We start from the raw sequence: 14,334 nt of genomic DNA, 5'->3' as shown, positions 1-14,334 counted from the left end.
GAGCCCGTCATGACACAGCAACTCGCGGGCCACGCCCCCGCACCCGTCACCGCCCGCATGGAGAACCACGGCAACCACATGCTGAAGGTCGCCATGCAGACCGGAAACGACCTCCTCGCGCGCGTGGGGTCGATGGTCGCCTACGAGGGTTTCGTGCAGTACGAGCCCAACCCGCCGGCCGTGCGCCAGATCGCCAAGGACTGGCTCACCGGTGAGGGCGCGCCCCTGATGAAGTGCTCCGGCGACGGCCTGCTCTACCTCGCCGACTACGGGGCGAACGTCGTCGTGATCAACCTCAACGGCGACGGAATCTCGGTCAACGCCACCAATCTGCTCGCCTTCGACGCCCACCTGGCATGGGGCGTGGAGCGCGTCAAGGGCCTGGCGAAGTTCGCCGGGCAGGGTCTGTGGAACACCAAGATCTCCGGGCAGGGCTGGGTCGCGCTGACCTCCCGGGGCAAGCCCATCGTCGTGGACTGCGGAGGCGGCGAGGACGAGACCTACGTCGACCCCGACGCGCTCGTCGCCTGGTCCCCGAACCTCAAGGTGAAGGGCAAGCGCAGCTTCCGGGCGCAGTCGCTGATCGGCCGCGGCAGCGGCGAGGCCTACCAGATGGCCTTCTCCGGTCAGGGCATCGTCGTCGTCCAGCCCAGCGAGGACAGCACCGACCGCCTCCGGTTCCGGGGCTGAGGGGGAGCCACACGTCATGCAGAGCCCGATTTTCGCCTACAACGAGCAGCAGACCCAGGAGCGCTGGAGCCTGCAGAACAAGCAGATGCTGCGTGTCGCCCTGGAGGGCCACGACGACGTCCTGGCCCGCAAGGGCACCATGGTCGCCTACCAGGGACTCGTCGAGTTCGACGCCGAGTACCAGAGCAACCAGCAGTCCCGCGCGCGTGCTCAGACCGGGGAGGGGCTGGACCTCATGCGCTGCCACGGGCAGGGCACGGTCTACCTCGCCAACCTCAAGCAGCACGTCCACGTCATGGAGGTGGACCAGGACGGCCTCACCGTCGACAGCAGCTATGTGCTGGCGATGGACTCCTCCCTCCACCACGAGGTCATCGCCGTGGACAGCCTCTACGGCATCTCCGGCTCCGGGAAGTACCAGCTCAACATCTCGGGCCGGGGCAAGGTCGCCCTGATGACCTCCGGCATGCCGCTGCTGGTGCAGGTGACGCCGGACAAGTACGTCAACTGCGACGCCGACGCGATCGTCGCCTGGTCGACGAGCCTGAGGGTGCAGATGCAGGCCCAGACGCACTCCTCCGGGGTGTGGAGGCGGCGCGGCAGCACGGGTGAGGGCTGGGAGCTGAGCTTCATGGGCACCGGCTACGCGCTGGTCCAGCCGAGTGAACTGCTGCCGCCGCAGAACGCCCAGATCGGCTCGGGTCTCGCCGCGCAGTACGGCATGGGCCAGCAGGGAGCGCGGGGGCAGAACCAGGGCAACGTCTGGAGCTGAGCGCTTCGCGGGGTCGGCGGAGGGGCCGGAGTGGGTGCGGCAAGGCCCTGTTTGCGGGTCGTCCGTGGCCGGTTGTGCAGTTCCCCGCGCCCCTGAAGGGGCGCACCCGCCGTCACCAGGAAAGGTAGGGGGCGGCCGCCATTGCGGCCGCCCCCTACCTTTGCCTCATGTCCTACCTGTGACTCACTTCGCGAGCCTCGCGCGGGTCGCCGTCAGCAGTTGCACGACCGACTCGTCCGCCACCTCGGCCACCTCGTCGTAGCCGAACCAGCGCACGTCCAGTGACTCGTCGCTGATCGCGTGCGGGGCGTCCGGTGGGGCCACGACCGCGTACTGGACGTCGAAGTGGCAGTGGCACGGCGGCGGGATCGAGTGCCGGTCCAGGCGCACCGGGCCGCCGGGCAGCAGGGAGAGACCCGGGACACCGGACTCCTCCGTCGCCTCACGCAGGGCCGCCTCGGCGAGGGAGGCGTCGCCCGGCTCGCAGTGGCCGCCCATCTGCAGCCACATCCGGAGCTTCTTGTGCAGGGTCAGCAGCACCCGGCCGCCCTCGGGATCGATCACCAGGGCACTCGCCGTGATGTGCCCCGCGTGACAGGCCTTCCACAGGCCGTCCGGGTGGTCCGCCAGGTGATCCAGATAGGCCTGGCGCAGCTCGGGCTGGTCCTCGTACCCCTTCAGCACGAGGACCACGTCGTCGTACAGGCTCACCCGGCGTCGTCGCCCTTGTTCTCGCCTTCGCCCTCGTCCTTCTTCTTGAGGTCGGGCTTGTCCGCCGCCTCGCCGAGCATCTTGTCCAGCTCGGAGAAGTCGATCTGCTCCCGGTGCACGAAACCGTCCGGGTCGTCCAGGTCGCTCGCGGTCGGCAGCATGTCCGGGTGGTGCCACAGGGCGTCCCGGCCGTCGACCCCGCGCGCGTCCGTGAGCGAGGCCCACAGACGGGAGGCGTCCCGCAGGCGGCGCGGACGCAGCTCCAGGCCGATCAGCGTGGCGAACGTCTGCTCGGCCGGACCGCCCGAGGCGCGGCGGCGGCGCAGCGTCTCGCGGAGCGCGTCGGCGGACGCCAGGCGGGGCTTCGCGGCGGCGTGGACCACCGCGTCGACCCAGCCCTCCACGAGCGCCAGAGCCGTCTCCAGACGGGCCAGGGCGGCCTTCTGCTCGGGCGTGTCCTCCGGCTGGAACATGCCCTGCTGGAGGGCCTCCTGCAGCTGCTCCGGGTTCTGCGGGTCGAACTGGCCGACCACGTCCTCCAGCTTGGCCGTGTCGACCTTGATCCCGCGGGCGTAGCCGTCGACCGCGCCGAACAGGTGCGAGCGCAGCCACGGCACGTGCGCGAAGAGGCGCTGGTGGGCGGCCTCGCGCAGGGCGAGATACAGCCGCACCTCCTCCTGCGGGACGCTCAGGTCCTTGCCGAAGGTCTCGATGTTGACCGGCAGCAGCGCGGCCTTTCCGGCCGGCCCGAGCGGCAGGCCGACGTCGGACGAGCCGACGACCTCACCGGCGAGCACACCGACGGCCTGCCCGATCTGCGTGCCGAACATGGCGCCGCCCATCGAGCGCATCATGCCGATCAGCGGGCCGGCCATGGCCTGCATCTCCTCCGGCAGGACGTCGCCCATGGCGGTGCCGACGCGCTCGGCCACCGGGTCGACCAGTTCCTTCCAGGCGGGCAGGGTGGCCTCGACCCACTCCGCGCGGCTCCAGGCCACCGCGGAAGCGGCGCCGGAGGGCAGAGACGTGGCGTCGTCGAGCCACAGGTCGGCCAGGCGGACGGCTTCCTCGACGGCCTTGCGGTCGGCGGGGCCGACACTGGCGTCCTTGGTGCCGTCGGGACTGCCCTGGGAGACCGTCTGGCGGGCGATCTGCTTGGCCATGTCCCAGTTCACCGGGCCGCCCTCGTAGGAGAGCATCTGGCCCAGCTGCTGGAACGCGGCGCCCAGGTCGGTGGGGTTCAGCGACCCGAACATGGCTGCGAACGGATTGTCCGCACCGGGGCCGCCAGGGCCACCGGGGCCCTGGCCGAAGCCACCGGCTCCGGGCAGGCCGCCGAAACCGAACGGGTTGGCCGGTCCCTGACCACCACCGCTCTGCTGGTCCTTCTTCTTGCCCTCGTCGCCGTCGTCCGGCTCCTCCGGCGGAAGGCCGAATCCGAATGGGGTGTCACTCACGGGATTCCTCGGCTGGTAGGGCCGCCGGTTCTTTCCGGCGGCACGGCTGCCCGACAACACCACCCAGCGTAGACACCCGGGGCGGATCGGGCCTCGGTGCTTCGCCGGGTGACGGCCTGCGGCAGGATGGATGCCACCTGGTACGCACGCGTCGGACGCGCTCGTACTGAAGACAACCGCTGGAGACGCCCGGTGAGTTCCCCAGATCCGCAGGTTCGCGCAGCGCGAAACCAGTCAACCAGTTCCGCGAGTCCCGCGGCGCGCGGCCCCGTCGTCGCGGTCACCGGCGCCGCGTACGGCGTAGGAGCCCTGCTCACGGAGCGGCTGGCCGCATCCGACGAGGTCAAGCAGGTCCTCGCCATCGACGAGCGGCGCGGCGAGTGCGCTGCGGCCCAGTGGCACATCCTGGACGTGCGGGACCCGGCCATCGCGGACAAACTGCGCGGGGCCGACGTGGTGGTGCACCTGGCGCTCGACCTCGACCTGGAAACCGACGCAGCCGCCCGAACGGCCTACAACGTACGGGGGACGCAGACGGTTCTGACGGCGGCGGCCGCCGCCGGAGTGCACCGGGTCGTGCTGTGCACCTCGGCGATGGTCTACGGGGCGCTGCCCGACAACGAGCTGCCGTTGTCCGAGGATGCCGAGCTGCGCGCCACGGCCGAGGCGACGGGCGTCGGCGACCTGCTGGAGATCGAACGGCTCGCGCGGCGCGCGCCCCGGGCGCACCCCGGGCTCAATGTCACCGTGGTCCGGCCGGCCGTGCTGGTCGGAGGCACCGACACGGCGCTGACCAGGTACTTCGAATCTCCTCGGCTCCTCGTCGTCGCCGGGTCGCGGCCGGCATGGCAGTTCTGCCACGTCGACGACCTGTGCAGCGCGCTGGAGTACGCCGTTCTGGAGAAGGTCGACGGCGAGCTGACCGTCGGCTGCGACGGCTGGCTGGAGCAGGAGGAGGTCGAGGAGCTCAGCGGGATCCGGCGGATGGAGCTGCCGTCGGCGGTCGCGCTGGGTGCGGCGGCGCGGCTGCACCGCATCGGGCTCACGCCGTCGCCCGCGGGGGACCTGGCGTACACGATGTACCCCTGGGTGGTGAGCGGCAGCAGGCTGCACGACGCCGGGTGGCGGCCGCGGTACACCAACGAGGAGGTGCTGGCGCAACTCCTGGAGGAGGTCTCCGGCCGGCACACGGTCGCCGGACGGCGGCTGGGCCGCAAGGACGCGACGGCCGCGGGTGCCGCCGGCGCGACGGTGGCGCTGCTCGGTGCGGCCGCTGTGGTGCGGCGGGCACGCAAGGCCCGGCGGCGGATCTGAGGACCCCCCTCCGCTCAGGCGGATCCGAGGGACGCTTCGGCAGCGTGATGTGCCTGCGGGGAGGCACCGCAGGTGCCGCCCCTGTAGGAGGCTCCAAACGCGTACGCGCGCGTGCCGGTCGATAGCTCTATTCCGCGCTGCCGGTCGCGTGCGGCACGATGGACCCATGGCAACCACGAACGATCACCCCGGTGAGCAGGCCGCGCAGGATCCGATCAAGCTGATCGGGATCCGGGACTCGGCCCTCTCCCTGGACGAGGTGTTCCGGGCCGTCGGGGATGACGCGTCCGGCGGCACCGCGCTCTTCGTGGGGACCGTGCGGAACCACGACGGAGGCGCCGACGTGGACGAGCTGGGGTATACGTGCCACCCCAGCGCCGAGGCCGAGATGCGGCGCGTCGCCGAGAAGGTCGCCGCCGAGTTCCCGGTGCGGGCCCTCGCGGCCGTGCACCGTGTGGGCGACCTGCGGGTCGGGGACCTCGCCGTCGTCGTCGCCGTCTCCTGCCCGCACCGCGGAGAGGCCTTCGAGGCCTGCCGCAAGCTGATCGACGACCTCAAGCACGAAGTGCCCATCTGGAAGCACCAGAAGTTCTCCGACGGCACCGAGGAGTGGGTCGGCGCCTGCTGACCCCCTGAGTCCGCCCGCTGCCCCTGGAGTCCGCCTTCCGCCCCCGTAAGTCCGCCGGCCTGAGCCGGTGGGTCCGCCTTCTGAGCCCGTCAGCCCGCGTGCCGGTTCCGGAGGCCGGCCTCCGGTTGCGTAACCGCACCCCTGGCGTGAGCGTTGTCACTGCGGATGGTTAATCTGCTGATCAGTCAGTTGCGGATGCTCGAAGGGGTTGGAGGTCGGCATGGCGGCGCTCGCCTGGTTGCTGATTCCGCTTGTGGCTGCCATCGGCGCGGGGCTCTGGGGCAGTTGGGCCAACCGGACCCGCAAGGTCCGCAACGACGGGCCCGAGCTCATCGGCTACGCCCGCTTCCGCGAGGCCATGGAGAAGCCCCGAACGCGGGCCTGACGGCCGAGGAAACAGCAGGTCACACGCGTTGTGCAGGTCAGGGTCGCCCCGGACGGGCGGCCCTGACGGTGCGCTGACAGGACCGTCCCGTACTGTCGACTCATGCCACGCCGCACCGCGACGATGCTCGCCTCCACCCTGATGCTGATCGCGCTCCTGTGCGCGGGAGTGTTCATCCCCGTGCCGTACTCGGAGATGTCACCGGGGCCGACGGTGAACACGCTGGGCGATCACGACGGTGAGCCGGTGCTGCAGATCGCGGGCAGGAAGACCTACGCGACCAGTGGCCACCTGAACATGACGACGGTCCGGGTGACGAGCGCCGACTACCGGATGAACCTGGTCGAGGCCGTCTACGGCTGGCTCGCCCACGACAACAAGGTCGTGCCGCACGAGACGCTCTATCCGGACGGCAAGACCGAGGAGCAGTCCACCCAGGAGAACGCCGAGGAGTTCAGCCAGTCCCAGGAGAGCGCCAAGGTCGCCGCCCTGAAGCAGCTGGACGTCCCCGTGAAGTCCTGGGTGATCGTCTCCACGGTCGTCAAGGGATCCCCCGCGGAGGGCAAGCTGCACGCCGGGGACGTGATCAAGGCCGTCGACGGCACGGCGGTGAAGGAACCGGCCGACGTCGCCAAGCTCGTCACCCGGCACAAGCCGGGTCAGCAGGTCCGCTTCACGATCATCCCCGCCAAGGAGCAGACCGCCGCGGAGAAGGAGAAGCGGACGCCGACCGGGTCGCAGGACGTGACCATGACCACCACGACGTCCGACGACACCGGTGAGAAGCGCGCCATCGTGGGGATCTCCGCGGGCACCGACCACACCTTCCCGTTCACCATCGACATCAAGCTCGCGGACGTCGGCGGTCCGAGCGCCGGGCTGATGTTCGCGCTCGGCATCTACGACAAGCTCACCCCGGGCAGCCTGACCGGAGGCAAGTTCGTGGCCGGCACCGGCACGATCGACGACGCCGGCAAGGTCGGGCCGATCGGAGGCATCGAGATGAAGACCGTGGGCGCGCGGGCCAAGGGCGCGCAGTACTTCCTGACGCCCGCCGACAACTGCGCGGCCGCCGCCAAGGACACCCCCGACGGCCTCACCCTGGTCAAGGTGGGCACGATCAAGGACGCCCTCGGTGCCCTGAAGGACATCCGCGGCGGCGACACCGCCGACCTGCCGAAGTGCGGTAAGTAGCCCCGGACCGAAGACCGGGGCGGCACACCGCACGGTCCCGCGGGACCACTCCTGGACCCTGGGGGGCTACTCCTCGAACGTCGCCGCCAGCGCCTCCGCCAGCCCCGGGACCAGGTCGGAGCCGGTCAGGACCTCGGTGGGGGAGTCCTTCTCGCGCAGCCGCAGGGCCGACTCACGCGCGCCGTCGCGCAGCACCGCGACCGTCATGCGGACCTCCTGGCGGTCCGGGTGGTCGGCCACCCACTTCGTGAGCTCGGCCTCGCTCAGACCCTTCGGAACCTGGGCCTCCGCGGACGGCGGCAGCATCAGGCGCTCCACGGCGAGGGCGCAGCCGGCCACCGCGTCGGGCCAGGCGATGGTGGCGAGGAACTCGTCGAGCGGCTTGCCCGTTGGCACTTCGTCCTGCTCGATCGGGGTCAGGCCGGAATGCTCCGACTCGTCCCCCAGACCGAGCCGGTCGGCGAGCGAGGGCTCATCGGCCCGAAGCCGTGCGGTGTCGACGAGGGCGAAAAGGCGGGCTGACTGGTCCCAGCCGAGGCCGGAGACGTACTCGTCGATCTCGAGAACGGCCCGGGTGAGCGGGTTCGCAGCCATGGGAGTGTTGGACATGGTCACAATCCTGCCTCGTTCCCGGCCGGAATCGGGAACCGAGTAAACGGTGAGTAAGTTGCATAGGTGGGGGCCCACGATCACGGGGGCCACGCACGGTCCGTGAAGACGCGGGCCTGACCGATCAACAGCGAACTTCGAGGTGCGCACCTTGGCTTTCCAGATGCCGGACCGCGGCGGAGGCCCGACAGGGCCGCGGATGAGAGTGGGCCGCCCGTCCCGGCGTGTCCGGACCCTGCTCATGACGCTGGGCGTCCTGGCCGTTCTCGGCATGGCGTTCACCATGTTCGCGGGCTTCTGGACGGACTGGCTCTGGTACCGCTCGGTGAACTACTCCTCGGTCTTCACCACCACCCTGTGGACCAAGATCGGGCTCTTCTTCGTCTTCGGCCTGCTCATGGCCCTCGCCGTCGGCTTCAACATCTGGCTGGCGCACCGGCTGCGGCCGCCGCTGAGCGCCATGTCGATGGAGCAGCAGAACCTCGACCGCTACCGGATGAGCATCGCGCCCTACAAGAAGTGGCTGCTGCTCGGGATCACCGCCCTCGTGGGCCTGATCGCCGGCGCCTCCGCCTCCGGCCAGTGGCGGACGTGGCTGATGTGGGTCAACGGCGTGCCCTTCGGGGAGAAGGACCCCCAGTTCAACCTGGACGTCTCCTTCTATGCCTTCGACCTGCCCTGGTACCGGTTCCTGCTCGGCTTCGGCTTCGCCGCCGCGATCCTGTCCGTGATCGCCGCCGCGCTCACGCACTACCTGTACGGCGGGCTGCGCGTCACGAGCCCCGGCGCCCGCGCCACGGCCGCGGCCACCGGGCACCTGTCGGTGCTCATCGGCATCTTCGTCGCCCTCAAGGCGGTCGCGTACTGGCTCGACCGGTACGGACTGGCGGTCAAGTCCAGTGACTTCAGGGCGACCGACAACTGGACGGGCCTGAGGTACGTCGACGCCAACGCCTACCTGCCGGCCAAGACGATCCTGTTCTGCATCGCCGTCATCTGCGCGCTGCTGTTCTTCGCCACCATCTGGCGGCGCACCTGGCAGCTGCCCGTGATCGGCTTCGGCCTGATGGTGCTCTCCGCGATCCTCATCGGCGGGCTGTACCCCGCGATCGTGCAGAAGTTCCAGGTCCAGCCGAACGAGCAGGCCAAGGAAGCGCCGTACGTCGAGAAGAACCTCGAGGCCACGCGCCAGGCGTACGGCATCGACGGCACCAAGGTCACGGACTACTCGGGCACGAGCAAGACCGAGGACAAGACGACGCTGCGCGACGAGGTCCCCGCCACGGCGAGCATCCGGATCATGGACCCGAACATCGTCTCGCCGACGTTCCAGCAGCTCCAGCAGATCAGGAACTACTACGCGTTCCCGACCAATCTGGACGTCGACCGTTACCCCAAGGACGGCAAGGACCAGGACACGGTCCTCGGTCTGCGTGAGATCAACCTCGCGGGCATTCCGAAGAAGAACTGGATCAACAACCACTTCCGTTACACCCACGGATACGGAGTGGTCGCCGCCGAGGGCACCAGCGCCGACGCCCAGGGCCGGCCGAACTTCACGGAGTCCGACCTGCCGTCCAAGGGCGACCTCGGTACGTACGAGCAGCGGGTCTACTACGGCGAGAAGACGACCACGTACTCGATCGTCGGCGGTCCCCAGAAGGAGATCGACTACTCCGACGACAACGGCGAGAAGACCACCAGCTACAAGGGCGACAGCGGGGTCGATCTCTCCAACCCGGTCAACCGGGCCGCGTACGCGGTGGCGTTCGGCGAGCCGCAGATCCTGTACTCCGGTGCCATCGGTGACGGTTCGCGGATCCTGTACAACCGCACGCCCAAGGAGCGCGTCGAGGCGGTCGCCCCCTGGCTGACGATCGACGGCGACGCCTATCCGGCGGTGGTCAACGGGCGCATCCAGTGGATCGTCGACGCGTACACGACGACGAACGGTTACCCGTACTCCTCGCGTACGACCCTCGGCGACACCACGGCCGACTCGCTGACCGCCACCAACGACAACCGCGCGGTGGTGGCCCAGCAGAACCAGGTCAACTACATCCGCAACTCGGTGAAGGCGACCGTCGACGCCTACTCCGGCAAGGTCAAGCTCTACCAGTGGGACACCAAGGACCCGGTCCTGAAGACCTGGATGAAGGCCTTCCCGGACACGGTCGAGCCCAAGGGCGCGATCTCCAAGGACCTGATGGACCACCTGCGCTACCCGCAGGACCTGTTCAAGGTCCAGCGGGAGCTGCTCACGCGCTACCACGTGAAGGACGCGACGACGTTCCTGAGCGGCAGCGAGGTGTGGCAGGTGCCGGACGACCCGACGAACCGGTCGGGCAGCGCGGTGCCGCCGTACTACCTGAGCATGAAGATGCCGGACCAGCAGGCGCAGGCGTTCTCGCTGACGACGACCTTCACGCCCAACGGACGTGACAACCTCAGCGCGTTCATGGCGGTCGACGCCGAGGCGGGCGCCGGCGACTACGGCAAGATCAGAATCCTGAAACTGCCGACCAACACCACGGTCAACGGACCCAAGCAGGTCCAGAGCCAGTTCAACTCGCAAGAGGACATCGCCGAGTCCATCAGGCTCCTGAGAGGCGGCGACTCCGAGGTCGAGTACGGCAACCTCCTCACGGTGCCGCTCGACGGCGGACTGCTGTACGTGGAGCCGGTCTACGTCCGCGGTGGCGGGCTGAAGTACCCGCTGCTGCGCAAGGTGCTGGTCACCTACGGAGGCCAGACGGCGTTCGAGAACACCCTCGACGAAGCCCTCAACAAGGTCTTCGGAGCGGACGGCCCGACCACCGAGCCACCGGACAAGGGCGATACGACGCCACCGCCGACGTCCGACAACCCAACGGTCCAACAGGCCTTGGAGGACGCCCAGAAGGCGTTCGACGCGGGTCAGGAGGCCCTGAAGAAGAACGACTGGGAGGCGTACGGCAAGGCGCAGAAGGACCTTGAGGACGCGCTGCGGCGGGCCGAGGACGCGCAGTCCGAGGCGAGCCGGTCGGGCGGTGCCGGGGGCGGCGAGAGCAAGCCCGGCGGCAAGCCGAGCGGCAGCCCCAGCGGCAGTCCGAGTCCCAAGCCCAGCAGCTAGGCCCCTGGCCTGGTCAAATGCCCACCCCGCGCCGTGATACGGTGGTGAACACAACGGCGCGGGGTGGAGCAGCTCGGTAGCTCGCTGGGCTCATAACCCAGAGGTCGCAGGTTCAAATCCTGTCCCCGCTACTGAAGTCGCGATGTCCGAGTGACGGAGCGACACCGAAGGCCCGGATTCCACAGAGGAATCCGGGCCTTCGTGATGTGTGAACGCATGTGCTGGCGTCGGCTGTGGCCGCGCCGCCGGGGGGAGTTGGCCGATCTGTGTTTGACTTGTCTCTCTGTGGGCATGTCGACAAAACGCTGAAGTGACCTCACTGGCTGCGGTATACCAGGTGTACCCAGGTTGCAGGTGGTGCGACGATGGACGTTATGGGGGACAAGGCAACTCTGTTCGAGACAGGGCGTTTTGTGCAGCCTTCCAGCCGGGAGGACACCGAGACCCCGGACGAGACCGGGGAGATCGCCGACGAGGCGGCCGAGGAGCTGCGTCAGCGGCTCGCCGCGGAGGCCGGCGACGTCGAGGCGATGAGTGTCCTCGGGGCCATGTTGCTGCGCCGTGGTGACCTCGACGGTGCCGAGCCTCATCTGCGTGCCGCCACCGCCGCGGGCGACCGGGCGGCCGCCAACAACCTGGGGGTCCTCCTGCATCAGCGGGGGTACGCCGACGAGGCGGCCGGCTGGTGGCGGATCGCCGCCGTCGCCGGTTCCACGGCGGCCGCGCACGCCCTTGGGCGGCACCACCGCGAGCGCGGCGACGAGCCCGCCGCCGAGTACTGGCTGCGCCAGTCCGCCGAACAGGGCCACACCCTGGGCGCCTACGCGCTCGCCGATCTGCTGGAGCACCGCGGTGACGCCGCGGCCGAGCGATGGATGCGGACCGCGGCCGAGCGTGGGCACCGGGAGGCGGCGTACCGGCTCGCGCGGGCGCTGGACCGGAAGGCGGCGCGCGAGGCCGGCGGCGACAACGGTGTCCAGGCGCCCGAGGAGGCCGAGCAGTGGTACCGGCAGGCCGCCGCGCGCGGCCACCGGCGGGCCGCGCTGCACCTCGGGACGATCCTGGAGAGGCGCGGCGAGCTCAAGGAGGCCGGACGCTGGTACCTGACGTCCGCCAAGGACGGCGAGGCGCGTGCAGCGTGCGCGCTCGGCTTCCTGCTGCGCGACGCGGGAGACACCGAGAACGCCGCCGTGTGGTGGCTGCGCGCCGCCCAGGACGGCGACGGCAACGCGGCGAACGCGCTGGGGGCGCTGCACGCCGAGCGGGGCGAGACCCAGACCGCCGAGCGCTGGTACCGGGCCGCCATGGACGCGGGGGACGTGAACGGCGCGTACAACCTCGGGCTGCTCTGCGCCGAGCAGGGGCGCACGCCGCAGGCCGAGCAGTGGTACCGGCGCGCGGCCTACGCCGGGCACCGCGAGGCGGCGAACGCGCTGGCGATCCTGCTGCTGCGGGGCGGCGACGAGACGGGCGCGGAGCCGTGGTTCTCCAAGGCCGCCGAGGCCGGGAGCGTCGACGCCGCCTTCAACCTCGGCATCCTGCACGCCGGGCGGGGCGAGGAGCAGGCCGCGCTGGGCTGGTACGAGCGAGCCGCCGCCGCGGGGCACACCGAGGCGGCGCTGCAGGTCGGCATGGCGCGACTGCGCGAGGGCGACGAGCAGGAGGCGGAGCGGCACCTGCGGTGCGCGGCCGGGGGCGGGAGCGCCGAGGCCGCGTACCGCCTGGCGACGGTGCTCGACGCGCGGCGCCCGCCGGAGCCCGCGCACGAGCTCGGGGAGCCGGTGCACCGGCGGAGCGAGTGCGAGGAGTGGTACGAGCGGGCGGCGTCCCAGGGGCACCGGCGGGCGCAGGTGCGGGTCGGCATGCTGGCGGCGGCCCGGGGCGATGTCGTGGAGGCGGCGCGGTGGTACCGGGAGGCCGCCGAGGCCGGGTCCCGCAACGGCGCGTTCAACCTCGGGCTGCTGCTGGCCAGGGAAGGGAGCGAGCCCGAGGCGGCGGTGTGGTGGACGCGGGCCGCCGACGCCGGTCACGGGCGGGCGGCGCTGCGGCTGGCCCTGGTCTACGCGCGTCGGGGCGAGCTGGCGGAGGGACAGCGCTGGGCGGACCGGGCCATGTCGATGGGGCCGGCGTCGGTCGCCGAGAGGGCGGAGCGCCTGCGGGACGCGCTGCGGCAGGAACTGTCCGCGTGACCGCTGCCTCGGCCTGGAGGCCTGGGGGCCTGGGGGCCTGGGGGCCTGGGGGCCTGGGGCACGGAGGCACGGGGGCTGGGGAACACTGCAGGGCGGCGAGGCTGTCGGCGCGACTCTGCCATCCCGCCGCGGCCTGCCGCCGGGCCAGGTCCGTCCGCCCGCGCCGCGAGCGCGCTCGACGCCCTCGCGGCGCGCAGGAGCCGGGCCCGGGTGTCGGCGACGGGGCGGGCCGGGTGGGGTGACGGGCGACGGGGAGCGGCCTGGGTGGGGTGACGGGTGACGGGGAGCGGCCCGGGTAGGGCGACGGCGACGGGGAGCGGCCCGGGTGGGGGTGCGGGAGATGGGCCGGGCGAGAGCCGGCTGACCCGGGTGCAGGAGCCGGCCCGGGCAGGGGCTGAGGGGCCGGTCCGAGGAGGGGGGCGGGAGGTGGCCCGGGTGGGGCGCTGGGAATGGATTTGCATCCGTCCTCTGCGGTGACGTAACGTTGCATTCACCGACGCGGGGTGGAGCAGCTCGGTAGCTCGCTGGGCTCATAACCCAGAGGTCGCAGGTTCAAATCCTGTCCCCGCTACTGAAGGCCGAGGGCCGGAATCCGAAAGGGTTCCGGCCCTCGGTGCGTTTTGAGCGCTCGAGCGTCCCCGTGTCCCCGTGCCCCGAGGGCCCTGAGCCATGGGATCTCCTAAGGCCCCGCCGGCGTACGGCACGGCAGCAGAGAGCCCCGGCACCCATCGGTGCCGGGGCTCTCTGCGCGTTCCGTGCGGTCAGGCGGCCGCGCAGTTCGGGCAGACGCCGCGGTACGTCACCTCGACGTCCGAGACGGTGAAGCCGAAGCGCTCGGTGTCGGGGAGGTCCGCCAGCGGATTGCCGGTCGGGTGGACGTCCCGGATCGCGCCGCACTGCGCGCAGACCAGGTGGTGGTGCGGCTGGTGGGCGTTCGGGTCGTACCGCTTGGCGCGCTGGTCCGTGGAGACCTCGAGCACCTCGCCGAGGGTCACGAGTTCACCCAGCGTGTTGTAGACGGTCGCCCGGGAGATCTCGGGCAGCTTGGCGACGGCCCGGGCATGGACCTCGTCGGCCGTCAGATGGACGTGTTCGCCGTCGAGGACCTCAGCCACGACACGCCGCTGCGCGGTCATCCGCCATCCGCGTCCGCGCAGCCGTTCCAGAAGGTCACTCATGGCCACCAGCCTAACAGCAAAGGGGACCAGGTCCCGAACAGGTGTGAGTTTAGAGGTTGACTTGCTTTAGACATTGTCCATTGTAGGATCGAGAA

12 protein-coding genes and 2 tRNA genes are annotated in these 14,334 nt (G+C 70.7%); 10 read left to right on the top strand and 4 right to left on the bottom strand.

What is annotated here, in order from left to right; genetic code table 11:
* Positions 1 to 9 precede the first annotated feature (9 nt).
* Positions 10 to 690, top strand: coding sequence for an AIM24 family protein (locus ACFV20_RS26160; RefSeq protein WP_385660237.1), 681 nt, complete (start codon positions 10 to 12; stop codon positions 688 to 690).
* A gap of 16 nt (positions 691 to 706) precedes the next feature.
* Positions 707 to 1,462, top strand: a complete 756-nt coding sequence (locus ACFV20_RS26155; protein ID WP_385660235.1) for an AIM24 family protein — start codon at positions 707 to 709, stop codon at positions 1,460 to 1,462.
* A gap of 183 nt (positions 1,463 to 1,645) precedes the next feature.
* Here the strand turns inward: ACFV20_RS26155 and ACFV20_RS26150 are convergent, their stop codons facing one another.
* Together ACFV20_RS26150 and ACFV20_RS26145 are read right to left on the bottom strand one after the other, a co-directional pair.
* Positions 1,646 to 2,173 carry an NUDIX hydrolase gene (locus ACFV20_RS26150; RefSeq protein WP_385660233.1) on the bottom strand — a complete coding sequence of 176 codons (528 nt, stop codon included), beginning with the start codon at positions 2,171 to 2,173 and terminating at the stop codon, positions 1,646 to 1,648.
* The gene (locus tag ACFV20_RS26145) at positions 2,170 to 3,630 is read right to left on the bottom strand and encodes a zinc-dependent metalloprotease (RefSeq protein WP_385660231.1); all 1,461 of its coding nucleotides are present in this window, start codon (positions 3,628 to 3,630) and stop codon (positions 2,170 to 2,172) included. The genes ACFV20_RS26150 and ACFV20_RS26145 overlap by 4 nt, the downstream gene beginning before the upstream one ends.
* Before the next feature lie 192 nt (positions 3,631 to 3,822).
* Between ACFV20_RS26145 and ACFV20_RS26140 the strand changes: the two genes are divergently transcribed.
* The 4 genes from ACFV20_RS26140 (at position 3,823) to ACFV20_RS26125 (ending at position 7,151) form a co-directional block, all read left to right on the top strand.
* Positions 3,823 to 4,944 carry an SDR family oxidoreductase gene (locus tag ACFV20_RS26140; RefSeq protein ID WP_385660229.1) on the top strand — a complete coding sequence of 374 codons (1,122 nt, stop codon included), beginning with the start codon at positions 3,823 to 3,825 and terminating at the stop codon, positions 4,942 to 4,944.
* A gap of 166 nt (positions 4,945 to 5,110) precedes the next feature.
* Positions 5,111 to 5,572: a molybdenum cofactor biosynthesis protein MoaE gene (locus tag ACFV20_RS26135; protein WP_385660227.1), complete on the top strand. Its 462-nt coding sequence runs from the start codon at positions 5,111 to 5,113 to the stop codon at positions 5,570 to 5,572.
* Positions 5,573 to 5,792: 220 nt separating this feature from the next.
* Complete coding sequence (locus tag ACFV20_RS26130; RefSeq protein WP_385660225.1) at positions 5,793 to 5,957, top strand: hypothetical protein; 165 nt, start codon at positions 5,793 to 5,795, stop codon at positions 5,955 to 5,957.
* Between the two features lie 102 nt (positions 5,958 to 6,059).
* Entirely contained in the window at positions 6,060 to 7,151 is a 1,092-nt protein-coding gene (locus tag ACFV20_RS26125) for a PDZ domain-containing protein (protein ID WP_385660222.1), read from the top strand.
* Positions 7,152 to 7,217: 66 nt separating this feature from the next.
* Here ACFV20_RS26125 and ACFV20_RS26120 read toward each other — a convergent pair whose 3' ends face one another.
* Entirely contained in the window at positions 7,218 to 7,760 is a 543-nt protein-coding gene (locus ACFV20_RS26120; protein WP_385660220.1) for a PPA1309 family protein, read from the bottom strand.
* A gap of 163 nt (positions 7,761 to 7,923) precedes the next feature.
* On the opposite strand from ACFV20_RS26120, the gene ACFV20_RS26115 reads away from it, so the two are divergent.
* The 4 genes from ACFV20_RS26115 (at position 7,924) to ACFV20_RS26100 (ending at position 13,632) form a co-directional block, all read left to right on the top strand.
* Positions 7,924 to 10,872, top strand: a complete 2,949-nt coding sequence (locus ACFV20_RS26115) for a UPF0182 family protein (protein ID WP_385660309.1) — start codon at positions 7,924 to 7,926, stop codon at positions 10,870 to 10,872.
* Between the two features lie 57 nt (positions 10,873 to 10,929).
* Positions 10,930 to 11,003: transfer RNA gene (locus ACFV20_RS26110), tRNA-Met, on the top strand.
* A gap of 234 nt (positions 11,004 to 11,237) precedes the next feature.
* Positions 11,238 to 13,061 (top strand): tetratricopeptide repeat protein, encoded by a 1,824-nt coding sequence (locus ACFV20_RS26105; RefSeq protein ID WP_385660219.1) that lies wholly within the window; start codon positions 11,238 to 11,240, stop codon positions 13,059 to 13,061.
* Positions 13,062 to 13,558: 497 nt separating this feature from the next.
* Positions 13,559 to 13,632 (top strand) — tRNA-Met (locus ACFV20_RS26100).
* A gap of 190 nt (positions 13,633 to 13,822) precedes the next feature.
* Here ACFV20_RS26100 and ACFV20_RS26095 read toward each other — a convergent pair.
* Complete coding sequence (locus tag ACFV20_RS26095; protein WP_062928973.1) at positions 13,823 to 14,239, bottom strand: Fur family transcriptional regulator; 417 nt, start codon at positions 14,237 to 14,239, stop codon at positions 13,823 to 13,825.
* Between the last annotated feature and the right edge of the window lie 95 nt (positions 14,240 to 14,334).

It is taken from the genome of Streptomyces sp. NPDC059696 (genome assembly GCF_042733745.1).
Taxonomy (GTDB): Bacteria; Actinomycetota; Actinomycetes; order Streptomycetales; family Streptomycetaceae; genus Streptomyces.
This window is presented reverse-complemented; position numbering and strand designations above follow the sequence as displayed.